General features: G+C 39.9%; 17 protein-coding genes. 5 read left to right on the forward strand and 12 right to left on the reverse strand.

Features of this window, described 5'->3' with window-relative positions; translation table 11 throughout:
- Nucleotides 1-62 precede the first annotated feature (62 nt).
- Entirely contained in the window at nt 63-221 is a 159-nt protein-coding gene (locus AC5YCE_RS07965) for a DUF1328 domain-containing protein (RefSeq protein ID WP_496125361.1), read from the reverse strand.
- Between the two features lie 195 nt (nt 222-416).
- On the opposite strand from AC5YCE_RS07965, the gene AC5YCE_RS07970 reads away from it, so the two are divergent.
- Complete coding sequence (locus tag AC5YCE_RS07970) at nt 417-869, forward strand: YcgN family cysteine cluster protein (RefSeq protein ID WP_496125360.1); 453 nt, start codon at nt 417-419, stop codon at nt 867-869.
- Between the two features lie 220 nt (nt 870-1,089).
- Nucleotides 1,090-2,364 carry a replication-associated recombination protein A gene (locus AC5YCE_RS07975; RefSeq protein ID WP_496171640.1) on the forward strand — a complete coding sequence of 425 codons (1,275 nt, stop codon included), beginning with the start codon at nt 1,090-1,092 and terminating at the stop codon, nt 2,362-2,364.
- Nucleotides 2,365-2,937: 573 nt separating this feature from the next.
- Here the strand turns inward: AC5YCE_RS07975 and purC are convergent.
- From purC to dapA, 3 genes are read right to left on the reverse strand one after another with little or no spacing between them, the layout of a single operon-like run.
- Complete coding sequence (purC, locus tag AC5YCE_RS07980) at nt 2,938-3,657, reverse strand: phosphoribosylaminoimidazolesuccinocarboxamide synthase (protein WP_496125358.1); 720 nt, start codon at nt 3,655-3,657, stop codon at nt 2,938-2,940.
- A 37-nt stretch (nt 3,658-3,694) separates the two neighbouring features.
- Nucleotides 3,695-4,297, reverse strand: coding sequence for a lipoprotein-34 precursor (NlpB) (locus AC5YCE_RS07985; protein ID WP_496171641.1), 603 nt, complete (start codon nt 4,295-4,297; stop codon nt 3,695-3,697).
- A gap of 16 nt (nt 4,298-4,313) precedes the next feature.
- Nucleotides 4,314-5,213, reverse strand: coding sequence for a 4-hydroxy-tetrahydrodipicolinate synthase (gene dapA / locus AC5YCE_RS07990; RefSeq protein WP_496171642.1), 900 nt, complete (start codon nt 5,211-5,213; stop codon nt 4,314-4,316).
- A gap of 685 nt (nt 5,214-5,898) precedes the next feature.
- On the opposite strand from dapA, the gene mhpT reads away from it, so the two are divergent.
- The 3 genes from mhpT (at nt 5,899) to AC5YCE_RS08005 (ending at nt 9,176) form a co-directional block, all read left to right on the forward strand.
- Complete coding sequence (mhpT, locus tag AC5YCE_RS07995; protein ID WP_496171643.1) at nt 5,899-7,104, forward strand: 3-(3-hydroxy-phenyl)propionate transporter MhpT; 1,206 nt, start codon at nt 5,899-5,901, stop codon at nt 7,102-7,104.
- Between the two features lie 273 nt (nt 7,105-7,377).
- Nucleotides 7,378-8,019, forward strand: a complete 642-nt coding sequence (gene pncA, locus AC5YCE_RS08000; protein ID WP_496171663.1) for a bifunctional nicotinamidase/pyrazinamidase — start codon at nt 7,378-7,380, stop codon at nt 8,017-8,019.
- Between the two features lie 188 nt (nt 8,020-8,207).
- A complete protein-coding gene (locus tag AC5YCE_RS08005; RefSeq protein WP_496171644.1) occupies nt 8,208-9,176 on the forward strand; it encodes a bile acid:sodium symporter family protein in 969 nt (322 codons plus the stop codon).
- Nucleotides 9,177-9,340: 164 nt separating this feature from the next.
- Here AC5YCE_RS08005 and AC5YCE_RS08010 read toward each other — a convergent pair whose 3' ends face one another.
- From AC5YCE_RS08010 to ribBA, 8 genes are all read right to left on the reverse strand, one after another.
- Nucleotides 9,341-10,618 (reverse strand): type VI immunity family protein, encoded by a 1,278-nt coding sequence (locus tag AC5YCE_RS08010; protein ID WP_496171645.1) that lies wholly within the window; start codon nt 10,616-10,618, stop codon nt 9,341-9,343.
- A gap of 295 nt (nt 10,619-10,913) precedes the next feature.
- Entirely contained in the window at nt 10,914-12,752 is a 1,839-nt protein-coding gene (gene glmS / locus AC5YCE_RS08015; RefSeq protein ID WP_496171646.1) for a glutamine--fructose-6-phosphate transaminase (isomerizing), read from the reverse strand.
- 12 nt (nt 12,753-12,764) lie between these two features.
- A complete protein-coding gene (gene glmU, locus AC5YCE_RS08020) occupies nt 12,765-14,129 on the reverse strand; it encodes a bifunctional UDP-N-acetylglucosamine diphosphorylase/glucosamine-1-phosphate N-acetyltransferase GlmU (protein ID WP_496171647.1) in 1,365 nt (454 codons plus the stop codon).
- Nucleotides 14,130-14,150: 21 nt separating this feature from the next.
- Complete coding sequence (locus AC5YCE_RS08025) at nt 14,151-14,672, reverse strand: phosphatidylglycerophosphatase A family protein (RefSeq protein ID WP_496125333.1); 522 nt, start codon at nt 14,670-14,672, stop codon at nt 14,151-14,153.
- Nucleotides 14,650-15,567: a thiamine-phosphate kinase gene (gene thiL / locus AC5YCE_RS08030; protein WP_496171648.1), complete on the reverse strand. Its 918-nt coding sequence runs from the start codon at nt 15,565-15,567 to the stop codon at nt 14,650-14,652. The genes AC5YCE_RS08025 and thiL overlap by 23 nt, the downstream gene beginning before the upstream one ends.
- A 12-nt stretch (nt 15,568-15,579) precedes the next feature.
- Nucleotides 15,580-16,029: a transcription antitermination factor NusB gene (gene nusB / locus AC5YCE_RS08035; protein WP_496125331.1), complete on the reverse strand. Its 450-nt coding sequence runs from the start codon at nt 16,027-16,029 to the stop codon at nt 15,580-15,582.
- A 3-nt stretch (nt 16,030-16,032) separates the two neighbouring features.
- Nucleotides 16,033-16,503: a 6,7-dimethyl-8-ribityllumazine synthase gene (gene ribH / locus AC5YCE_RS08040; RefSeq protein ID WP_004718750.1), complete on the reverse strand. Its 471-nt coding sequence runs from the start codon at nt 16,501-16,503 to the stop codon at nt 16,033-16,035.
- A 27-nt stretch (nt 16,504-16,530) separates the two neighbouring features.
- Entirely contained in the window at nt 16,531-17,649 is a 1,119-nt protein-coding gene (ribBA, locus tag AC5YCE_RS08045; protein ID WP_496171649.1) for a bifunctional 3,4-dihydroxy-2-butanone-4-phosphate synthase/GTP cyclohydrolase II, read from the reverse strand.
- Between the last annotated feature and the right edge of the window lie 255 nt (nt 17,650-17,904).

The following is a 17,904-nucleotide window of genomic DNA, read 5'->3' on the forward strand; positions in this document are numbered from 1 at the left end:
ATGTTAGAATGCAAAAAAGAAGGACGAATCCTTCTTTTGAGTAACTTTATGACAACGAAACTTTAGACTTTGCCGCGCGAGATAAATCCAATAATGGCCAAAATAACAGCAATGACTAAAAGGATAATAGCGAAGTCTTTAGATAAGCCTGCAACCCCACCAAATCCGAGTAAACTTGCGATCAGCGCGATTACTGCAAAGATAATAGCCCAACGAAACATTATGATTCTCCATGTGTTTTTATAAGTGTTTCATCAGTATAGGAAATAAATCTGATTAAATTGTATTCAAAACGTATGCGTGGGTTAGTATTTTTGAAGATTAGGTTAATATTCTGTAACATATTCAATCGCAGTGCTAACAATTCTAATAATGCTATGATGGCATCCCATTTTCCGCTGACTAAAATATTGACTATGAGCCTGCAATTACGCCCTGAATTTTGGAAACACTATTCTCTTGCTGAGATGACTCAAAATGAGTGGGAAGCAGTGTGTGATGGTTGTGGCTTATGTTGTCTCATTAAGTTGGAAGATGAAGACACACATGAAGTGTGCTACACCAAAGTGTCATGCAAACTATTGGATTGTAAAACAGCACAATGCTCTGATTATCCCAATCGTAAAACCCATGTACCTGACTGTATTCAGTTGACTCATGAAAGCTTACAAGAGATCGGTTGGTTACCTTCAACATGTGGTTATCGACGCCTGAATGAAGGTAAAAAGTTGCCATCTTGGCACTATCTCAATACAGGAACACGTGAAAGCGTAATTCGAGCAAAAAAATCTGCAGCAGGTCGTTGTATCTCTGAATCAGATATTCATGCAGATGATATTGATGAATATATCGTGCGCTGGGTTCGCTAAGCTTATCGGTAATGAGTATGTTTTAAACGTAGGTAGCCTTGAAGAGCAATTCGATTTTTCTAAGTGACTAAAACTAAGCCACTAAAATCCGAGTCGATAAAATCTAAGTCACAAAAATCTAAGTTACTCAAAATAATTCTGATCCTCTCTCAGGAACAAATATGGAAATTGAGTATTCCATAGTAGACTAGGTTCGAGCACTTTTAGATTCAATAAGAATATGTCCGACACTCAAATTCCACTTCCTGAACGCATTCGTCCACGTGATTTGTCTGAGATTATTGGGCAGGATCATCTTTTAGGAGAACAAGCACCCTTACGCCAAATGATTGATCAGGGACATTTGCCTTCGGTCATTTTTTGGGGGCCTCCTGGAGTTGGTAAAACCACGATCGCCTTACTGTTAGCACAGGCGGTAGATCGACCTTTTATTAGCCTATCAGCATTGAATACAGGCGTTAAAGAGCTTCGTGAAATTATTGCTGAAAGTGGTGATTTGATCGTACCTGTCGTTTTTATTGATGAGATTCATCGCTTTAATAAGTCACAACAAGATGCATTACTCAGTGCGGTAGAAAAGGGCAAAATCACCCTCATTGGTGCAACCACAGAAAATCCTTCATTTGAAGTGAATAATGCGCTGTTGTCACGTTGTCAGGTATATACGCTGCGTGCGTTAACCGAAGAAGACATCACTCATTTGATCCACCGTGCTCTACAGCAAGATAAATTTTTGCAAGATCGCTATATCCAAATTGAAGAATACGAGGCTTTAATTCAGTTTGCGGCAGGAGATGCACGTAAAGCACTGAACTTACTCGATTTGATTGCATCTACTTTAGAACCTGAAATCGAAAATATCATCACCAATGCGATGGTGGTGAAAGTCGCTCAGCAAAATATTGCGCGTTATGATAAATCGGGTGAACAGCATTACGATTTGGTGTCAGCATTTATTAAATCTATTCGTGGCAGTGATCCCGATGCAGCGCTGTATTGGATGGCCCGCATGCTCAAAGGCGGAGAAGATCCTGTATTCATTGCACGTCGTATGCTCATTGCGGCCTCAGAAGATATCGGCAATTCAAATCCCAATGCTTTACTCCTCGCAGGAGAGTGCTTCCGTTCGGTACAAGCGGTAGGGATGCCTGAATGCAGAATTATATTAGGACAATGTGCTGTTTATTTAGCGACAAGCGCAAAAAGTAATAGCACGTATTTAGCCATTAACAAAGCTTTAGAGTTAGCAGAGAAGACATCTAATTTGCCTGTACCTCTACATTTAAGAAATGCACCTACAAAAATAATGAAAGAGCAGGGCTATGGCGTGGATTATCTTTATCCTCATAACTACCCAGAGCATTTTGTTGCTCAGGAATATTTACCGCCAGAGCTGAAAGGCACGAAACTCTATGAATCAGCACGTAATAAGCGTGAGGTTGAAGGGGAGCGTCTACAGCAACGACGTTGGCAACAAGAACAGCAACAACAGTAAGAAAGTTAGAGTCGGATCAATTAAATTTGGCAAAAAAAAGCCCCATTCAAAAGGGTTGAATGGGGTGAAAACACATTTCTATAATCTGGTCGGCAACTACAGTCTCTCTCAATGAGCCACCAACTCCTGCAGTTGCCTGGTATGGAAGTCATCATATTTAGTTTCTATGAGTATGTAAAAACGATCATTCTGATAATATTGATTTATATTTTCGATTCTAAGTTTGAGTCAATTTAATGCTTTGATGCCTATAGATAATTTAGCCTATTTAAATTTTTTATTTCGAATCATCTTTCAAAAAAAGTATTTAGAGTGAGAAAATACGCCAGAATTGTCATCTAAATTTCATATACATTGCTTATCTTAAAGGTGTTGCCAACGTTGGAGAGAGCATTGGCAATATTGAAATTTATAATAAGAAAGAGTGAAATATAAAAGAATCGACAAAAGTGATAAAAAATACAATTACAGCGATTAAAAATCAAAAGATGACAATTATAATAACAATGAGAGAAATTTGAGAGACAAAAAAAACCGAGTCAATTGACTCGGTTTTTTTTGACTTCATTGAGCTTAGATATCAGAAAGATCAACGCCAATACGTGATGCGACTTCTTCATAAGCTTCAACAACGCCGCCCAAACCTTGACGGAAACGGTCTTTGTCTAATTTTTTCTTGGTCTCTTTGTCCCATAGACGGCAACCATCTGGAGAGAATTCATCACCCAATACGATACGGTCATGGAATACACCAAACTCAAGTTTAAAGTCGACTAAAAGCATACCGCCTTGCGCGAATAATTCTTTAAGTACAACATTCACTTGGTAAGTCAGTTCTTTCATACGTTCAAGTTGATCAGCAGTAGCCCAACCTAAAGCAATTGCTTGAGATTCGTTTACCATTGGATCGCCAAGACCGTCATCTTTGAAGAATAATTCGAATGTCGGTGGAGTCAGTTCTAGGCCTTCTTCAACACCTAAACGACGGCATAAAGAGCCTGCAGCATAGTTACGAATGACACATTCAACTGGAATCATGCTGAGTTTTTTCACTAAAACTTCATTTGGTGTAAGAAGTTTTTCAAAGTGAGTTTCAATACCTGCAGCAGCAAGTTTTTCCATGATGAAGGCGTTAAAACGGTTGTTCACCTTACCTTTGCGATCTAGCTGTTCAATTTTCTCGCCATTGAATGCCGAAGCATCATCGCGAAAGACTAAAATCAGGTGGTCTGCACTATCGGTTTCATAAACGGATTTAGCTTTACCAGTATAGAGCAAGGTTTGTTTTAACATGGTGGAACCTTTATCAGAGAGAATATGCCTAGAACGACTAGGCTGGCCAGTTTTGAGAAATCTGGGTTAATAATTCTGCAGCTTTTTCTTTGTCTGCAAAAGTATTATTGGGATTGAACACAGCAAGCGTATTGGTTGAACCGACGGCATTCAACTTCAATACATAGCTTTCACCATCCACTTTCAATGTCACTTGTTGAGCATTCTTAGCTGTTGAAGTAACGTTGAAGTTCAAGCTACTCAGTGTTGCGAGTGTGTACTGCCAAATTATATCAGAATTTCCTTCAATTTTAATCAGTGGATTACCATTACCGTCTGTTAAAAGTTGAGGACGCGTTACTGTATTATTGGCTGTTTTTTCTGAAGTTACGGTCTCTTGAGCCACAGTTGCACGAGGAAGCTCAAAGCGGTTGCCACGTTTATTTTCCAATGCTGGCGCATGCTCAATCGCAAGCGGGTCAACGACTGGGAAAGGATACAACGGCGTTGCTGGTCTAACCATTGAGCCTTCAGGGTATTTAAGCGGTTCTGGAGCAGGCACGTTCTTATAATCTAAAGAACCATTATCGAAACTGATCGTACTACAACCCGCAAAACTTAAAGCTGAAAGGGTAATGATTAAACCATAACGTAATTGCATATTTTAAAACTCTTTTTTAAATGATGCTCGCTGCTTTTAAATCTTCACGCAGAGGAGCTCTGTATTGTTCTGCAAGAGGCGTTAATGGCAGGCGAATACCTGTTCCAATTAAGCCCATTTCATATAAAGCCCATTTCACAGGAATTGGGTTTGATTCACAAAATAAAATATTGTGTAAATTTGCGACTTGATTGTTCATGCTTTCGGCTTGAGCTTGATCACCTGAAAGTGCAGCAACACAAACTTCGCTCATTTGTTTTGGTGCGACGTTGGCAGTCACAGAAATATTGCCTTTTGCACCTTTTGCAATCAGTTGATATGCAGTTGCATCATCACCTGAATAGACCACCATATCCTTGCCTTTCAAGCCTTCAATTAATGCCGCACCACGAGGTACATCACCTGTTGCATCTTTAATGCCGACAATTTGTGGGATATCTGCTAAACGAATCACCGTTTCATTGTCCATGTCCACACCTGTACGACCAGGGACGTTATACAAAATTTGTGGTAAGTCTACAGCTTCAGCAATGGCTTTATAGTGCTGATATAAACCTTCTTGTGTCGGTTTGTTGTAATAAGGCGTTACTAACAATGCTGCATCAGCACCTAGTTCTTTCGCTTCTTTGGTGAGTTCAATCGCTTCGCGCGTTGAGTTTGCACCTGTACCCGCAATAATAGGAATACGTTTGTTGGCCACACGAATGATCTCTTTGATCACTTGCGTATGTTCTACCATGCTAAGCGTCGATGCTTCGCCTGTTGTACCCACGGCAACGATACTATTAGTACCTTGTTCAATATGCCATTCGACAAGCTTCTCGAGACCCTTCCAATCTACAGTTCCATCTTCAAACATGGGAGTGACGATTGCGACAATTGAGCCTTGAATAATCTGAGCTTGCTGAGTAGTCATTTTGAAACAATATCCTATTTTTTCCATCCAGAGAGGGTTGAGAAGCGAGAGGTTGGATGGGTTTGTATTTTGATTTATAACACGATCCAATAGGCTATGCATACTGGATAATGCTTATGCAAATTATGAACTAACACACGAATAAGAACAATACGATTTCGATTAAGCACAGAAAAAGTTTAGTTAAAACAAGTAACTTTTTTTTAGAGCTGTATCTTAGCTTATTTATGTATTGACCAAACGGGATGCGCTATGCATTTTTATTCATGTTAGAGCTTCTCAACGTTAGAATTTCTAACTAGATTAAATCCAAATAAAATACTCGGAATTAATAGTTTATAAGGATTGAGTGATATTTTTTGAGTATTTAAGCTATGTTTTTAAACACAATCGAATCAAAATCCATAGATCGGCTTAATTATTTATAAGTCTTAATTATTTTACCAAAAGGTTAAAAAATATGTTGAATTGTAAGCTGTGCAACATTGAATAGTCTTTATTCATTCTAAAAACATATTTCATTAATCGTTTTAAAGACTTTTTGATAAAAATAGAAATTAGAATATTTATCCAACATCGCTCAAGATGGGCTTTGTTCTACCACCATTTGATAGCTCTAATTTGTGTATTGAACAAGACATAATCGACCTCGTAATTTATTGCTGGTTTTTATGAGGAAAATTCAATGCAAGGATCGGAGAATAAGCATGCAATTGTGACAGTAGGAATCTGTTTTCTCATTGCAGTAATTGAAGGTTTAGATATTCAGGCTGCGGGGATTGCAGCGGCTGGTATCCGTGAACATTTTGGATTAAATAGTTCACAATTGGGTGTGTTTTTTAGTGCGGGTATTTTAGGTTTATTACCTGGGGCATTATTAGGTGGTCGGATTGCCGATCGTATTGGTCGTAAAACAGTTTTGATTTGGTCAACTGCTGTGTTTGCGATCTTTACACTGTGTACAGTATGGGTAAATAGTTTTAATACCTTATTGGCGGTGCGCTTCCTCGCTGGTGCAGGTCTAGGTGCGGCAATGCCGATCTTGATTACCTTAGCTTCGGAAGCTGTTTCTGTTCAAAATCGCGGTCGTGCAGTCGGTTTGATGTACTGCGGTATGCCAGTCGGTGCTGCAATTTTATCTTTAGTGGCGAGTACTGATTTCGGTTCGAATTGGAAAAATATTTTCTACTTAGGTGGTTTACTTCCAATTATTGTGATTCCAGTCATGATGATGTTCTTACCTGAATCTAAAGAATTCTTGAAATCACAAAATAAAACTCCAGCTGAAATCGCAGCAACGCCTCAGGGTTCATTTAAAGATTTGTTTAACTCAACAAATTTATTCCGTACGCTTTTCATTTGGGTCAGCTACTTCTTTACATTGATGGTGGTTTACATCATGTTAAGTTGGTTGCCATCATTGTTCACCGAATTAGGCTTCAGCCGTAAAGAGGGTGCAACTGCGCAGTTCTATTTCATGGTAAGCGCGACGATTGGTACGATTATTTTGGGTATGTTGACTGACCGTTGGAAAAAAGCATACGTGATCATCTTAATGTACGGCGGTATTCTTGCAGGTCTATTGGCTTTAAATGCTGCAGGTTCATTAACCCAAATGTATATGGCATCTGCATTGGTTGGTGCATTCGTTATCGGTTGCCAAGGTGTATTGTACGCGTTCGGTGGTATTGTTTATCCAACTGAAGTTCGTGGCACAGGTATTGGTGTTGCGTCAGCTGTAGGTCGTATTGGTGCGATGCTTGGGCCTGCAATTGCTGGTTCATTGTTGACAGCAGGCTTTGGTGCGACAGGTGTTATTTCAGCTGCAATCCCATGTATTATTATCTCAGCGATATTCATGTTGTTGTTGGTACGCCGTATCCAAAACTAATGAAATTTTAAAACAATCTAAAATAGATTGAATTAAAGCCTGCCATTGAGCGGGCTTTTTTATTGAGAAGGATTTATAGCGAAATGTTTAATAGTTCTTTTTTATGTTCTCTAAGGCTCTGTGATGAGATTTTATATCCTTTACTCAATTAACATTTTCACAACCGCACTTTGAACATTGTAGTTCAGGCATTCCTATGTAATATTCGCTAAGGTTTTATTCAAAGCTTTTATTTAGAATTTTTATCTAAAATAACAATTTGGAGAAAGGATGATGTTCCAATTAGATCGTAGTGCATTAATTGTGGTGGATGTTCAAAATGGCTTTACACCAGGCGGTCATTTGGCGGTAGCAGAGGCTGATCAAATTATCCCGACCATTAATGATTTAGGGCAGTATTTTAAGAATATTGTGATTACGCAAGATTGGCATCCGGATCATCATATTTCCTTTGCCGAGAATCATCCCGATCATCAAGCTTTTGATACGATTGAACTACCTTACGGCTCTCAGGTTTTGTGGCCGAAGCACTGTGTACAAGGCACTCAAGATGCTGAACTACATCCGAAACTCGACTTACCCACCGCACAATTAATTATTAGAAAAGGGTTTCATGCAGACATTGATAGTTATTCTGCATTTATGGAAGCTGATCAGAAAACATCAACAGGATTGGCAGGTTATTTAAAAGAGCGTGGGATTGAAACGGTATTTGTTGTGGGAATTGCGACAGACTTTTGTGTGGCATGGACAGCAATTGATGCCGCTAAACTGGGATTCAATAGTTTAGTGATTTCAGATGCGACGAAAGGCATTGATCTCAACGGCTCATTACAACATGCATGGCAAGAAATGCTGGCACATGGTGTAAAACGAATCTATGCCAAAGAGATCAGTTTATTGCAAACTCAATAGTGTCGAAAAATACGATGCTCAGAAAGCATTAGTTCAGAAAATAAAAATACAGAAAAACCATACTGATCATGATCCAATGTATTGAAATGGTGATCGGTTCAGATGGATTATATTTCTATGGTTATTTCTATGGTTATTTCTATGGTTATTAAGACAATGTGTAAAGAACCAACGATTGGGTTATTGATATGTCGAATTTTTTAAGCGTGACCCAGTTTATCCAAAAAACTTTTGCGTTATGGGTCATCTTGTTCTCAGTCCTCGCAATGATGATGCCTGAAGCGTTTATATGGCTCAAAAGCTATATCACATGGCTGTTAGGCATCATCATGTTTGGTATGGGCATGACCATGACGTTAGGTGATTTTAAGGGCGTATTACACAGTCCAAAAGCTGTTTTGATTGGTGTCGTCGCGCAGTATGTCTTGATGCCGTTGACTGCTTTTGCTTTATGTAAAATATTTCAACTGCCGACTGAAATTGCGATTGGCGTGATTTTGGTCGGGTGTTGCCCGGGCGGAACAGCTTCGAATGTGATTACCTATATGGCCAAAGGTAATGTTGCTTTATCTGTTGCATGTACTTCAGTTTCAACCTTATTAGCGCCTCTTTTGACGCCTGCTATTTTTTATCTTTTAGCCAGTCAGTGGATTGAAATTGATGCATGGTCAATGTTGAGCTCAATTTTAAAAGTGGTGTTATTTCCTATTATTTTGGGCTTAATGGTTCGTGCTTTATTTAAACAAAAGGTCGATCATTATCTTACAGTGATGCCTTTAATCTCTGTGGTGGCGATTGTATTGATCGTAGCGGCGATTATTGCGGGAAGTAAAAGTCAGATTTTAGATTCAGGTCTACTCATTTTAGGGGTAGTGATGTTGCATAATGGATTTGGTCTGCTTCTCGGTTATTGGGCTGCAAAATTATGTGCTTTACCGCAAACTGATGCAAAAGCCATTTCAATTGAAGTGGGGATGCAAAATTCGGGGCTAGGAGTGGCATTATCTGCAGTACATTTTGCGGCATCGCCGATCACCGCTGTACCCAGTGCAATCTTTAGTTTGTGGCACAATATCTCAGGTGCAACTTTGGCGACCTATTGGGCGAGACAAGCTGAGAAAAATGATCAACAAGTAGAGAATAAAAAAGAGAGCTAAAGCTTGTAGGCAAGTAATAAAGTTTCATACTAATCTCAATCTATCTTATTGATATTTCGACTTTGCAATGAATGGAAGAAAAAATAAAATTTCATACTCAGCTCTATCTTTTCTTCTATTTTTACTCTTTATCGAGTAATAAAGTTTCATACCCAAATATGAGATCAATAGTTAAATTCTTCAAAGAGAGTCCATTCGATTTCCATTGTTTCTAAAAGCTGGCCATGCTGACCTAATTTTAAATAATATGGTGCAATATCACCTTTATTCAAAATAATGTAACTTCGGTGATCGTTTTCTCTACTGTCTGGCTCTTCAAAAGGTATAGGCTCATTTCGGACATAATCGTAATCATCTTCATATCGATAACGACCAGAAATCTCACATATGTGATTCGTGGATAGCTTTACTATGGATTTAGGTTTTCTAGATTTAGCTGTTGACTCTAAATCATTCCATACTCGTTCATGGTCAAAGCGACGCATCCATAAATCAGTCAATGGAATATCAAAACTTTGGCTTCGATCATTATCGCCCAGATAGGTTGCGTCACCCATTGAACCATAATTACCATCTCGTAATGGTCTAAGAATATGATTTAGTTTTAAGTAGCCTTCTGGATCTGGTGTGCCATTAGGTATGAGTTCAGGGTAATCAGATGCTTGAATAAGTACACCATTAGCAACAGTTTGAAATCGAAGTTTTGCTTTTGTTAGGGTGTCTTGAAGCTTTAGTACACCCCCAATTTTTTCTGAAAGATCATTACTCACGAAGGTGAGCCAATCAAAACTACGAATGCCATATGGCATTCTGACGCTATCCCAGAATTTTTCGATATAAATACCTTTGAAACTTCTAGCTTGGTCAACGATATCAATTTTAGATTGTATACCATTAAAAGAAGTGGCCGCTTGCATCCCACTCACCATATACCACGGTCTAAGCTGTTGTATGCAGTATTGATTGAATCTTAAAATTTCCTCTTGTGTGGTTTGATTGAAAAAAAGATCCCTAGGTAACCTGAAATACAAAATATTTCCGTGTTGAATTTGCCAAGCTCGATTAGTCAACAATGAAAATACGTATCTATTTGCATATTCAATTTCGTCATCTTCAAAGCCACCATCTGCGACATACCATTCAATAATGTCATCTGGATCCGCACGTTTAGTTATTACATCTTGAAGTGTAGGAAGGTTAGTTAGTTTTTTTTGCTTCCAACCAGTTAATGGATCAAACCCCCATGTGATGTGATGTCCCCAGAGCTCAATATATTTTGTATAACAATTTAAGATTGCTTGGCGAGCTTCTGGAGTATGACCGCCCCAAAGATAAAAACATGATTGAAAATGTACCGAGAGTACAGTTTCCCCATGATCTCCATAGTCATAATTGATATATTCTGCATCATCTACAATTTTTTCAAAATCTGAACCGTTCATTATTTTCTCTAATTAAGATGTAGCTAATAAATTTGTTATTATTTAAAAATATTCTTTATTTTCTTAAACTTTTAAATGAAGTGAAACAGAGATTAAATTATAGAAATTGTAATACCCTTTCACGTATAGCGTAATAACGAAATAAAAAAAATCCACACATCATGCTGTTTAGAGCATAGCTTGTGTGGATTTTTTGAGCAATTGAGTATTACACTTTATTACTCAGTATGAGACTTTATTGCTTAGTATGAAACTTTATTACTCTCATACAAAGCTCTCTTTTTTATGGAAAAAATTATTCGACCGTCACTGATTTTGCGAGATTTCGGGGTTGATCGACATCTGTACCACGCAGTACCGCAACATGGTAAGACAGCAATTGCACAGGAATACTGTAAACGATTGGCGCAAGCAGAGGGCTGATTGAAGGAACAAGTACTACATGCTGACGGTCTTTTTCTTTGATTCCGCTATGTTCATCAGCAAATACAAACAGTTCACCACCACGGGCTTGAACTTCTTCCATATTCGACTTGAGCTTATCCAGCATGTCATCTTTAGGCGCAAGAATCACCACAGGCATGTCATTGTCAACCAATGCCAAAGGACCATGCTTTAATTCACCCGCCGCATAACCTTCCGCATGAATATAAGAAATTTCTTTGAGTTTCAATGCACCTTCTAAAGCGATTGGGAACTCAGTACCACGACCTAAGAATAGACAGTGATTTTTCTCTACAAACAATTCAGATAAGCGCAAAATCTCTTTATCTTTCTGTAAAGTATCTAAAATCACTTTAGGTAAATGCCATAGACCAGAAATAATCTCAGAAACTTGGTCGGCAGCAATTGTCTGCTTCACTTGACCGACTTTGAGTACCAGTAACATCAAAGCTGCAAGTTGTGTTGTAAAAGCCTTCGTTGAAGCAACACCAATTTCAGGGCCTGCAAGCGTCAACAAGCTATGGTTGGTTTCACGGACCATCGATGATGTTGCAACGTTACAAATCGTCATGGTCGCAATATGAATATTCTTTTCTGTAGCGCGTCGTTGCGTATCACGAAGCGCAGCTAAAGTATCCGCTGTTTCACCTGATTGAGAAATACACACGTAAAGCGTATTGTTCACAATCACAGGGGTGCGATAGCGGAATTCACTTGCGATTTCAACTTGGCAAGGTAAATTAATCAGCTGCTCAAACCAATATTTTGCAATCATACCTGAGTGATAACTGGTACCACAGGCGATAATTTGCACATTTTGAATTTGACTAAAATCAACATCAGCATTTATCAAGAACTCATCGCGCAAAACATTACCATTCAATGCTTGAGAAATGGTTTGTTGAATCGCTTCAGGTTGCTCATAAATTTCTTTAAGCATGTAGTGCTTATATTCACCCTTTGATGCATTGCTGACGGTTGCATCAAGCTCCTTAACAGCACGCTCAACGGGCTGACCATTGACAAAGACTTCAATCGAATCACGAGTCAAACGTGCTATATCACCTTCTTCAAGGTAAATAAAACGATTGGTAATTGGGAGTAAAGCCAATTGGTCTGAGCTAATAAAGTTCTCGCCGATACCCACACCAATCACTAAAGGTGAACCTTCACGAACTGTGATTAATTCATCAGGATAATCGGTATGTACAATCCCTAGTGCGAAAGCACCTTTGAGCTGAGGAACGACTTGCTCAACCGCTTTGAGTAAGTTTGGCGATGATTTCAGCGCATCATGCACCAAATGTGCAACCACTTCGGTGTCCGTTTGAGAGCTAAATACATAACCTAAGGCTTCAAGATCATCTTTCAGCTCTTGGTAGTTTTCAATGATGCCGTTATGAACAACCGCAACATGACCTGAAATATGCGGATGTGCATTATCTTCAGTGGGTTTACCATGAGTTGCCCAACGCGTATGAGCAATGCCTAATGAACCGACGATTTCAGCTTCGTTGACTGCATTTTCAAGGTTAACGACTTTACCAACACGGCGTTGACGTAACACTTGACCTTGATTGACCAATGCTAGACCCGCAGAGTCATAACCACGGTATTCAAGGCGCTTTAAACCTTCGATTAAAATATTGGTAATACTACGTTCAGCAACGCCACCGACAATTCCGCACATATTTAATTCCTCTTATTTCTTAGTCTTTTGGGGACGTTGATAGTTTTCTTTAACAATTTGTTTGGCACGTTCAAAAGCAAGACTATGGTCTGCCACATCATGTGTAATCACGGAACCAGCACCTGTGGTTGCACCATGACCAATCTTAACTGGAGCAACCAATGAGTTATTGGTGCCGATAAAAGCATGATCACCGATAATGGTTTTGTGTTTATTTGCACCATCATAATTACAAGTAATGGTACCGGCACCGATATTAGAATCTGTACCGATCTCAGCATCACCTAAATAACTAAAGTGATTGGCTTTAGAGCCTAGGCCTATAGTGGTGTTTTTGACTTCGACAAAGTTGCCAATATGGACGTCATTGGCCAGCTTTGCCCCTGGTCGTAGACGTGCAAATGGACCGATTTGAACATCCTCACCAATGATTGCATCTTCAAAGACGCTATAAGGCTGAACTTTAGTTCCAGCAGCGATATGAGTATTTTTAATCACGCAACCTGCACCGATTTCAACGTTATCGCCAAAGCTGCATTGACCTTCAATAATCACGTTGATATCAATACGAACATCTTGACCAACCGTCAAATGACCACGTAAATCAAAGCGAGCTGGATCAATTAAATGCACGCCTTGTTGCATGAGTTGTTTCGCTTGATAATTTTGGAATTCACGTTCTAAAGCAGCCAATTGAATTCGATCATTCACACCCTCAACTTCAAAAGCCAGCTCAGGTTGAATTGATGCGATTTCCATGCCGTCAGCCAACGCCATTGCCACAATGTCTGTTAAATAGTATTCGCCTTGGGCATTGTCATTAGACAGTTTTGGCAACCATTCATGCAATTTCGCATTACTAACACAGTAAATCCCAGTATTGATTTCCTTGATCTGACGTTGTTCATCAGAAGCATCTTTATGTTCAACAATGGCTTGGATTTTATTATTCGAACGCACAATACGACCATAACCTGTAGAGTCGCTAAGGGTTAAAGTCACAATTCCAATGCCTGTTTCAGTCGAGACATCAACCAGACGTTGTAAGGTGCTTTCTTGCACGCAAGGGACATCGCCCGACAAAATGAGAGAAATACCCTCTTTGGGTAAAACTGGAAGAGTTACTTTAACCGCATGACCTGTACCCAGTTGCTCTGTTTGTTCAACCCATTGGATATTTTCTTGCGCAAAGGCACTTTGAACGCGATCACCGCCATGACCAAAAATGGTAATAATATTTTTAGCTTTTATTTTTTTTGCTGTTTCAATGACATGTCCTAATAATGGACGACCTGCTAAAGGTTGAAGTACTTTTGGTAGTTGCGAACGCATACGCGTGCCTTTACCTGCAGCAAGAATAACAACAGTGGTCGACATAAAGTACCCTTACAATTTGGCTTAAGCCATATCAATATATAAATAAATGATGATGCAGATTGCTGCCCATAGACCAGCAATAATATCATCTAACATGATGCCAAAGCCGCCCTCTACGCGACGATCAATGACACGAATCGGCCAAGGTTTCCAAACATCAAACAAACGGAATAAACCAAAACCAACAAGAACCCAGACCCAACTCATTTGTCCTAAATAAATCAGGGGAAGAAAAGTAATAGATTGCCCTGCAAATTCATCCCATACTATTCGACCATCATCGTGTACACCCATAATGTCGGCTGTACGACCACAGAGATAAATACCCATCATTGACATGATCACCATAGCAATCATGCTGTAGTTGAAACCGATCATCATCCAAATGGGGATAAAAAGTAGTGCAAAAGCTGATCCAAAAGTGCCTGGCGCTTTTGGGAGTAACCCTGAACCGAAACCCACGCCAGTAAAGACGATCAAGCGTTCAGTCCAATTCATTTTTTTAAATTGAATAGGCGGTTTATGCAAAGTGTTGATATCCATTAAATTGAACCTGATGATCTTTGCCATCTTTATCAAAAATCAAAGCGTGATTGTCTATAATTTTACCAATGATTGTCGTTGGCGTTTGAGGCTTGTTTTGCAAGAAAGCTTCGTAGTTTTGAGGGCTTATTGTAAAACACAATTCATAGTCATCACCACCTGCAAGTGCATATTGGTATTGTTGTTCATCTGGCAAATGGTGAAGTGCTTCATGAATTGGCAGTTGATCGAGATGTAATCTAGCACCAACTTGGGATGCTTTCAAAATATGCCCAAGGTCTTGTGCTAAACCATCAGACACATCAATCATGCTATGCGCAAAGTTTTTAAGTTGTGTACCTAATTCGCAGCGAGGCGTTGGATAATCCAAACGCTGTTGTAATGCGTGGCCAAGATGCTCTAAAGCAAACGCGGCATCACCAACTGTACCACTGACACAAATCAAGTCACCGACCTGTGCGCCTGAACGAAGAATACCTTGATTTTGGTCGACCCAACCCAGTGCCGTAACCGATAACGTTAAATGTGGGCTTTGTGTGGTGTCACCGCCGATTAAGCGTACTCCAAATTGATCGCAACAATCATATAAGCCTTGGCTAAATGCTTTGAGCCAAGCATGATCAATTTGGGGTAAGCTCAGTGCGAGTAAAATACTGTGTGGTTTTGCTCCCATTGCAGCAATGTCTGACAGATTAACTGCAACACATTTCCAACCAATGGCATGCGGAGAAGTGTCAAGTGGAAAATGTCGACCCGCGACAAGTGTATCTGTACAAATGACCAATTGCTGGCCAGCAGGAGGGGTGAGCAGGGCTGAGTCATCACCGACACCTACATCGACACCCTGTGGATCGGGTCGATTGAAATAAGTATCAATGATAGAAAACTCAGCCATTTCAACAACAACTTATTTAGCTTGTTGCTTTTCTGCTTCACGCAGGCTTTGCGATAAACGGTCTAATACACCATTGATGTATTTGTGACTGTCTGCTCCGCCAAAGTGTTTAGCGAGTTCAATCGCTTCATCTAAGACAACTCGATACGGAATTTCAAGATGTTCTTTCAATTCGTATGCGCCTAAACGCAAAGTTGCTAGTTCAACACCGTCCAATGCATTGATCTCGCGATCAAGGACTGGAACCAATAACGCATCCAATGCTTCATGATTTGTAATCACTTGCGTGAGCAATTCATGATAATAGCTTAGATCCACTTTATGCATGGCATTTTCAGCACGTGTACGTGCCTCGATTTCGTGCATCGGGTTGTGGCTCATTTGCCATTCATAAATCCCTTGTACAGCAAAACGACGTGCTTTGCGTTTCGCTGCATAAGTAGCTTGGAGTGTCTGCGACATGCTTTAGATCGCCTTTAGCAAGTTAACCATTTCAATTGCAGTAAGGGCAGCTTCGCCACCTTTATTGCCTGCTTTTGTACCAGAGCGTTCAATCGCCTGTTCAATACTGTCCGTAGTCAATACACCGTTGATCACAGGTAAGCCAGTGTCTAAACCAACGACACCTAAACCTTTGGCACATTCGCCTGCAACGAAGTCAAAATGTGGTGTGCTACCACGAATCACTGCGCCGAGAGCAATGACAGCATCGAATTTACCAGAAGCTGCTAATTTTTTAGCCACAACTGGAAGTTCCCATGCGCCTGGTGCGTGAACAACAGTGATATTATCGTCGCTAACACCATGACGATGCAACGTATCAATTGCACCTTCTAATAAATGTTCAACAACAAAGCTGTTAAAACGTCCAACTAAAATCGCGTAACGGTCTTCGCTTGCGAGATGTAACAAACCTTCAATACGGCGAATCGCCATAGCAACCTCGATATGTAATAAGAATAATTAAACAGAACTTTGTTCAGCGGTGACATATTCAACCACTTCTAAGTTAAACCCTGATAATGCGTTGAAGCGTAATGGTGAGCTGAGAAGTTTCATTTTCTCTACGCCTAAATCACGCAAAATTTGTGCACCAACACCAATCGTTTGATATTGCTGTGACAATGCTGCGTTTGATTTATTTGGTTTAGGTGTAGTTAGCGCTTCAAGTGCAGGACCCAAATCCGACAAGTGGCGCTGACCAATCCACACCAATACACCGCGTTCGCTATTGGCGATAGTTTTTAGTGCTTTATCTAAATTCCAAGCGGCTTCGCCATCTTGTTTATTCAGTTTAAGCAAATCCCGTGTTGGATTAAAACCATGTACGCGAACGGTGGTTATACCTGCTTTAGGTTCACCTTTCACCAATGCCAAATGAATATCTGGATTCCCCAATTCACGGTAACGGAACAACTCAAATGTGCCGTATTCAGTATCAAGTGTTTGCTGATCAATACGTTCAACCGTTTGCTCATTGGTCATGCGGTAGTGAATCAAATCCGCAATGGTCCCAATTTTCAAACCATGCTTTTCTGCAAAGACTTCAAGATCTGGACGACGCGCCATGGTTCCATCTTCATTGATGATTTCACAAATCACAGAAGCGGGTTCAAGTCCTGCAAGACGAGATAAATCACAGCCTGCTTCGGTATGACCTGCACGGTGTAATACACCGCCGGGTTGTGCCATTAATGGAAAAATATGACCGGGTTGAACAATATCTGCAGGTTTTGCATGAGCAGCTACTGCTGTCTGAATGGTATGCGCACGTTCAGCCGGTGAAATACCCGTGGTGATACCATTAGTTGCTTCAATCGAAAGGGTGAAATTTGTCCCATGTTGAGCGCCGTTGGCATCGACCATCAGTGGTAGATTCAACTGTTGGCAACGTTCTTTGCTTAATGTTAGGCAAACTAAGCCACGCGCATGCGTGATCATGAAGTTGATGTCTTCTGGACGAACATGCGTGGCAGCAATGACTAAATCACCTTCATTTTCACGATCTTCGTCATCCATCAAGATAACCATTTTTCCTGCACGGATATCTGCTACGAGTTCTTCCACAGTGTTGAGTGACATCAACCTTCACCTTTTTGTTATGTCATTCTGACATTTTGAATAAAATCATTGAGGCATAGTCTAACGCTTTTTGCTTCGTTTTGCCTATGCTAATCACATTCCCTTTGCCTACACTGTTATACACATCTTAATAGGGTATTGAAAAGCCATAATATTTTGAAATATACGCTGAATTGCTTAATCTATAAGCAAATACTGCACTAAAACTGTTAAATTTTGAGCGGAAATGAAAAAACCAGATTAAGTTAGCACTAA

The organism is Acinetobacter sp. CY79, assembly GCF_059515845.1.

Bases quoted from the DNA above. Each gene is read 5' to 3' on its own strand.
- ribBA (WP_496171649.1), bottom strand. From the start codon at position 17,649: ATGTCACTCAACACTGTGGAAGAACTCGTAGCAGATATCCGTGCAGGA.
- AC5YCE_RS07975 (WP_496171640.1), top strand. From the start codon at position 1,090: ATGTCCGACACTCAAATTCCACTTCCTGAACGCATTCGTCCACGTGAT.
- glmU (WP_496171647.1), bottom strand. From the start codon at position 14,129: ATGTCGACCACTGTTGTTATTCTTGCTGCAGGTAAAGGCACGCGTATG.
- dapA (WP_496171642.1), bottom strand. From the start codon at position 5,213: ATGACTACTCAGCAAGCTCAGATTATTCAAGGCTCAATTGTCGCAATC.
- ribH (WP_004718750.1), bottom strand. From the start codon at position 16,503: ATGGCGATTCGCCGTATTGAAGGTTTGTTACATCTCGCAAGCGAAGAC.
- AC5YCE_RS07965 (WP_496125361.1), bottom strand. From the start codon at position 221: ATGTTTCGTTGGGCTATTATCTTTGCAGTAATCGCGCTGATCGCAAGT.
- mhpT (WP_496171643.1), top strand. From the start codon at position 5,899: ATGCAAGGATCGGAGAATAAGCATGCAATTGTGACAGTAGGAATCTGT.
- AC5YCE_RS08025 (WP_496125333.1), bottom strand. From the start codon at position 14,672: ATGGATATCAACACTTTGCATAAACCGCCTATTCAATTTAAAAAAATG.
- nusB (WP_496125331.1), bottom strand. From the start codon at position 16,029: ATGTCGCAGACACTCCAAGCTACTTATGCAGCGAAACGCAAAGCACGT.
- AC5YCE_RS07970 (WP_496125360.1), top strand. From the start codon at position 417: ATGAGCCTGCAATTACGCCCTGAATTTTGGAAACACTATTCTCTTGCT.
- thiL (WP_496171648.1), bottom strand. From the start codon at position 15,567: ATGGCTGAGTTTTCTATCATTGATACTTATTTCAATCGACCCGATCCA.
- purC (WP_496125358.1), bottom strand. From the start codon at position 3,657: ATGTTAAAACAAACCTTGCTCTATACTGGTAAAGCTAAATCCGTTTAT.
- AC5YCE_RS08005 (WP_496171644.1), top strand. From the start codon at position 8,208: ATGTCGAATTTTTTAAGCGTGACCCAGTTTATCCAAAAAACTTTTGCG.
- AC5YCE_RS07985 (WP_496171641.1), bottom strand. From the start codon at position 4,297: ATGCAATTACGTTATGGTTTAATCATTACCCTTTCAGCTTTAAGTTTT.
- AC5YCE_RS08010 (WP_496171645.1), bottom strand. From the start codon at position 10,618: ATGAACGGTTCAGATTTTGAAAAAATTGTAGATGATGCAGAATATATC.
- glmS (WP_496171646.1), bottom strand. From the start codon at position 12,752: ATGTGCGGAATTGTCGGTGGCGTTGCTGAACGTAGTATTACCAATATT.
- pncA (WP_496171663.1), top strand. From the start codon at position 7,378: ATGTTCCAATTAGATCGTAGTGCATTAATTGTGGTGGATGTTCAAAAT.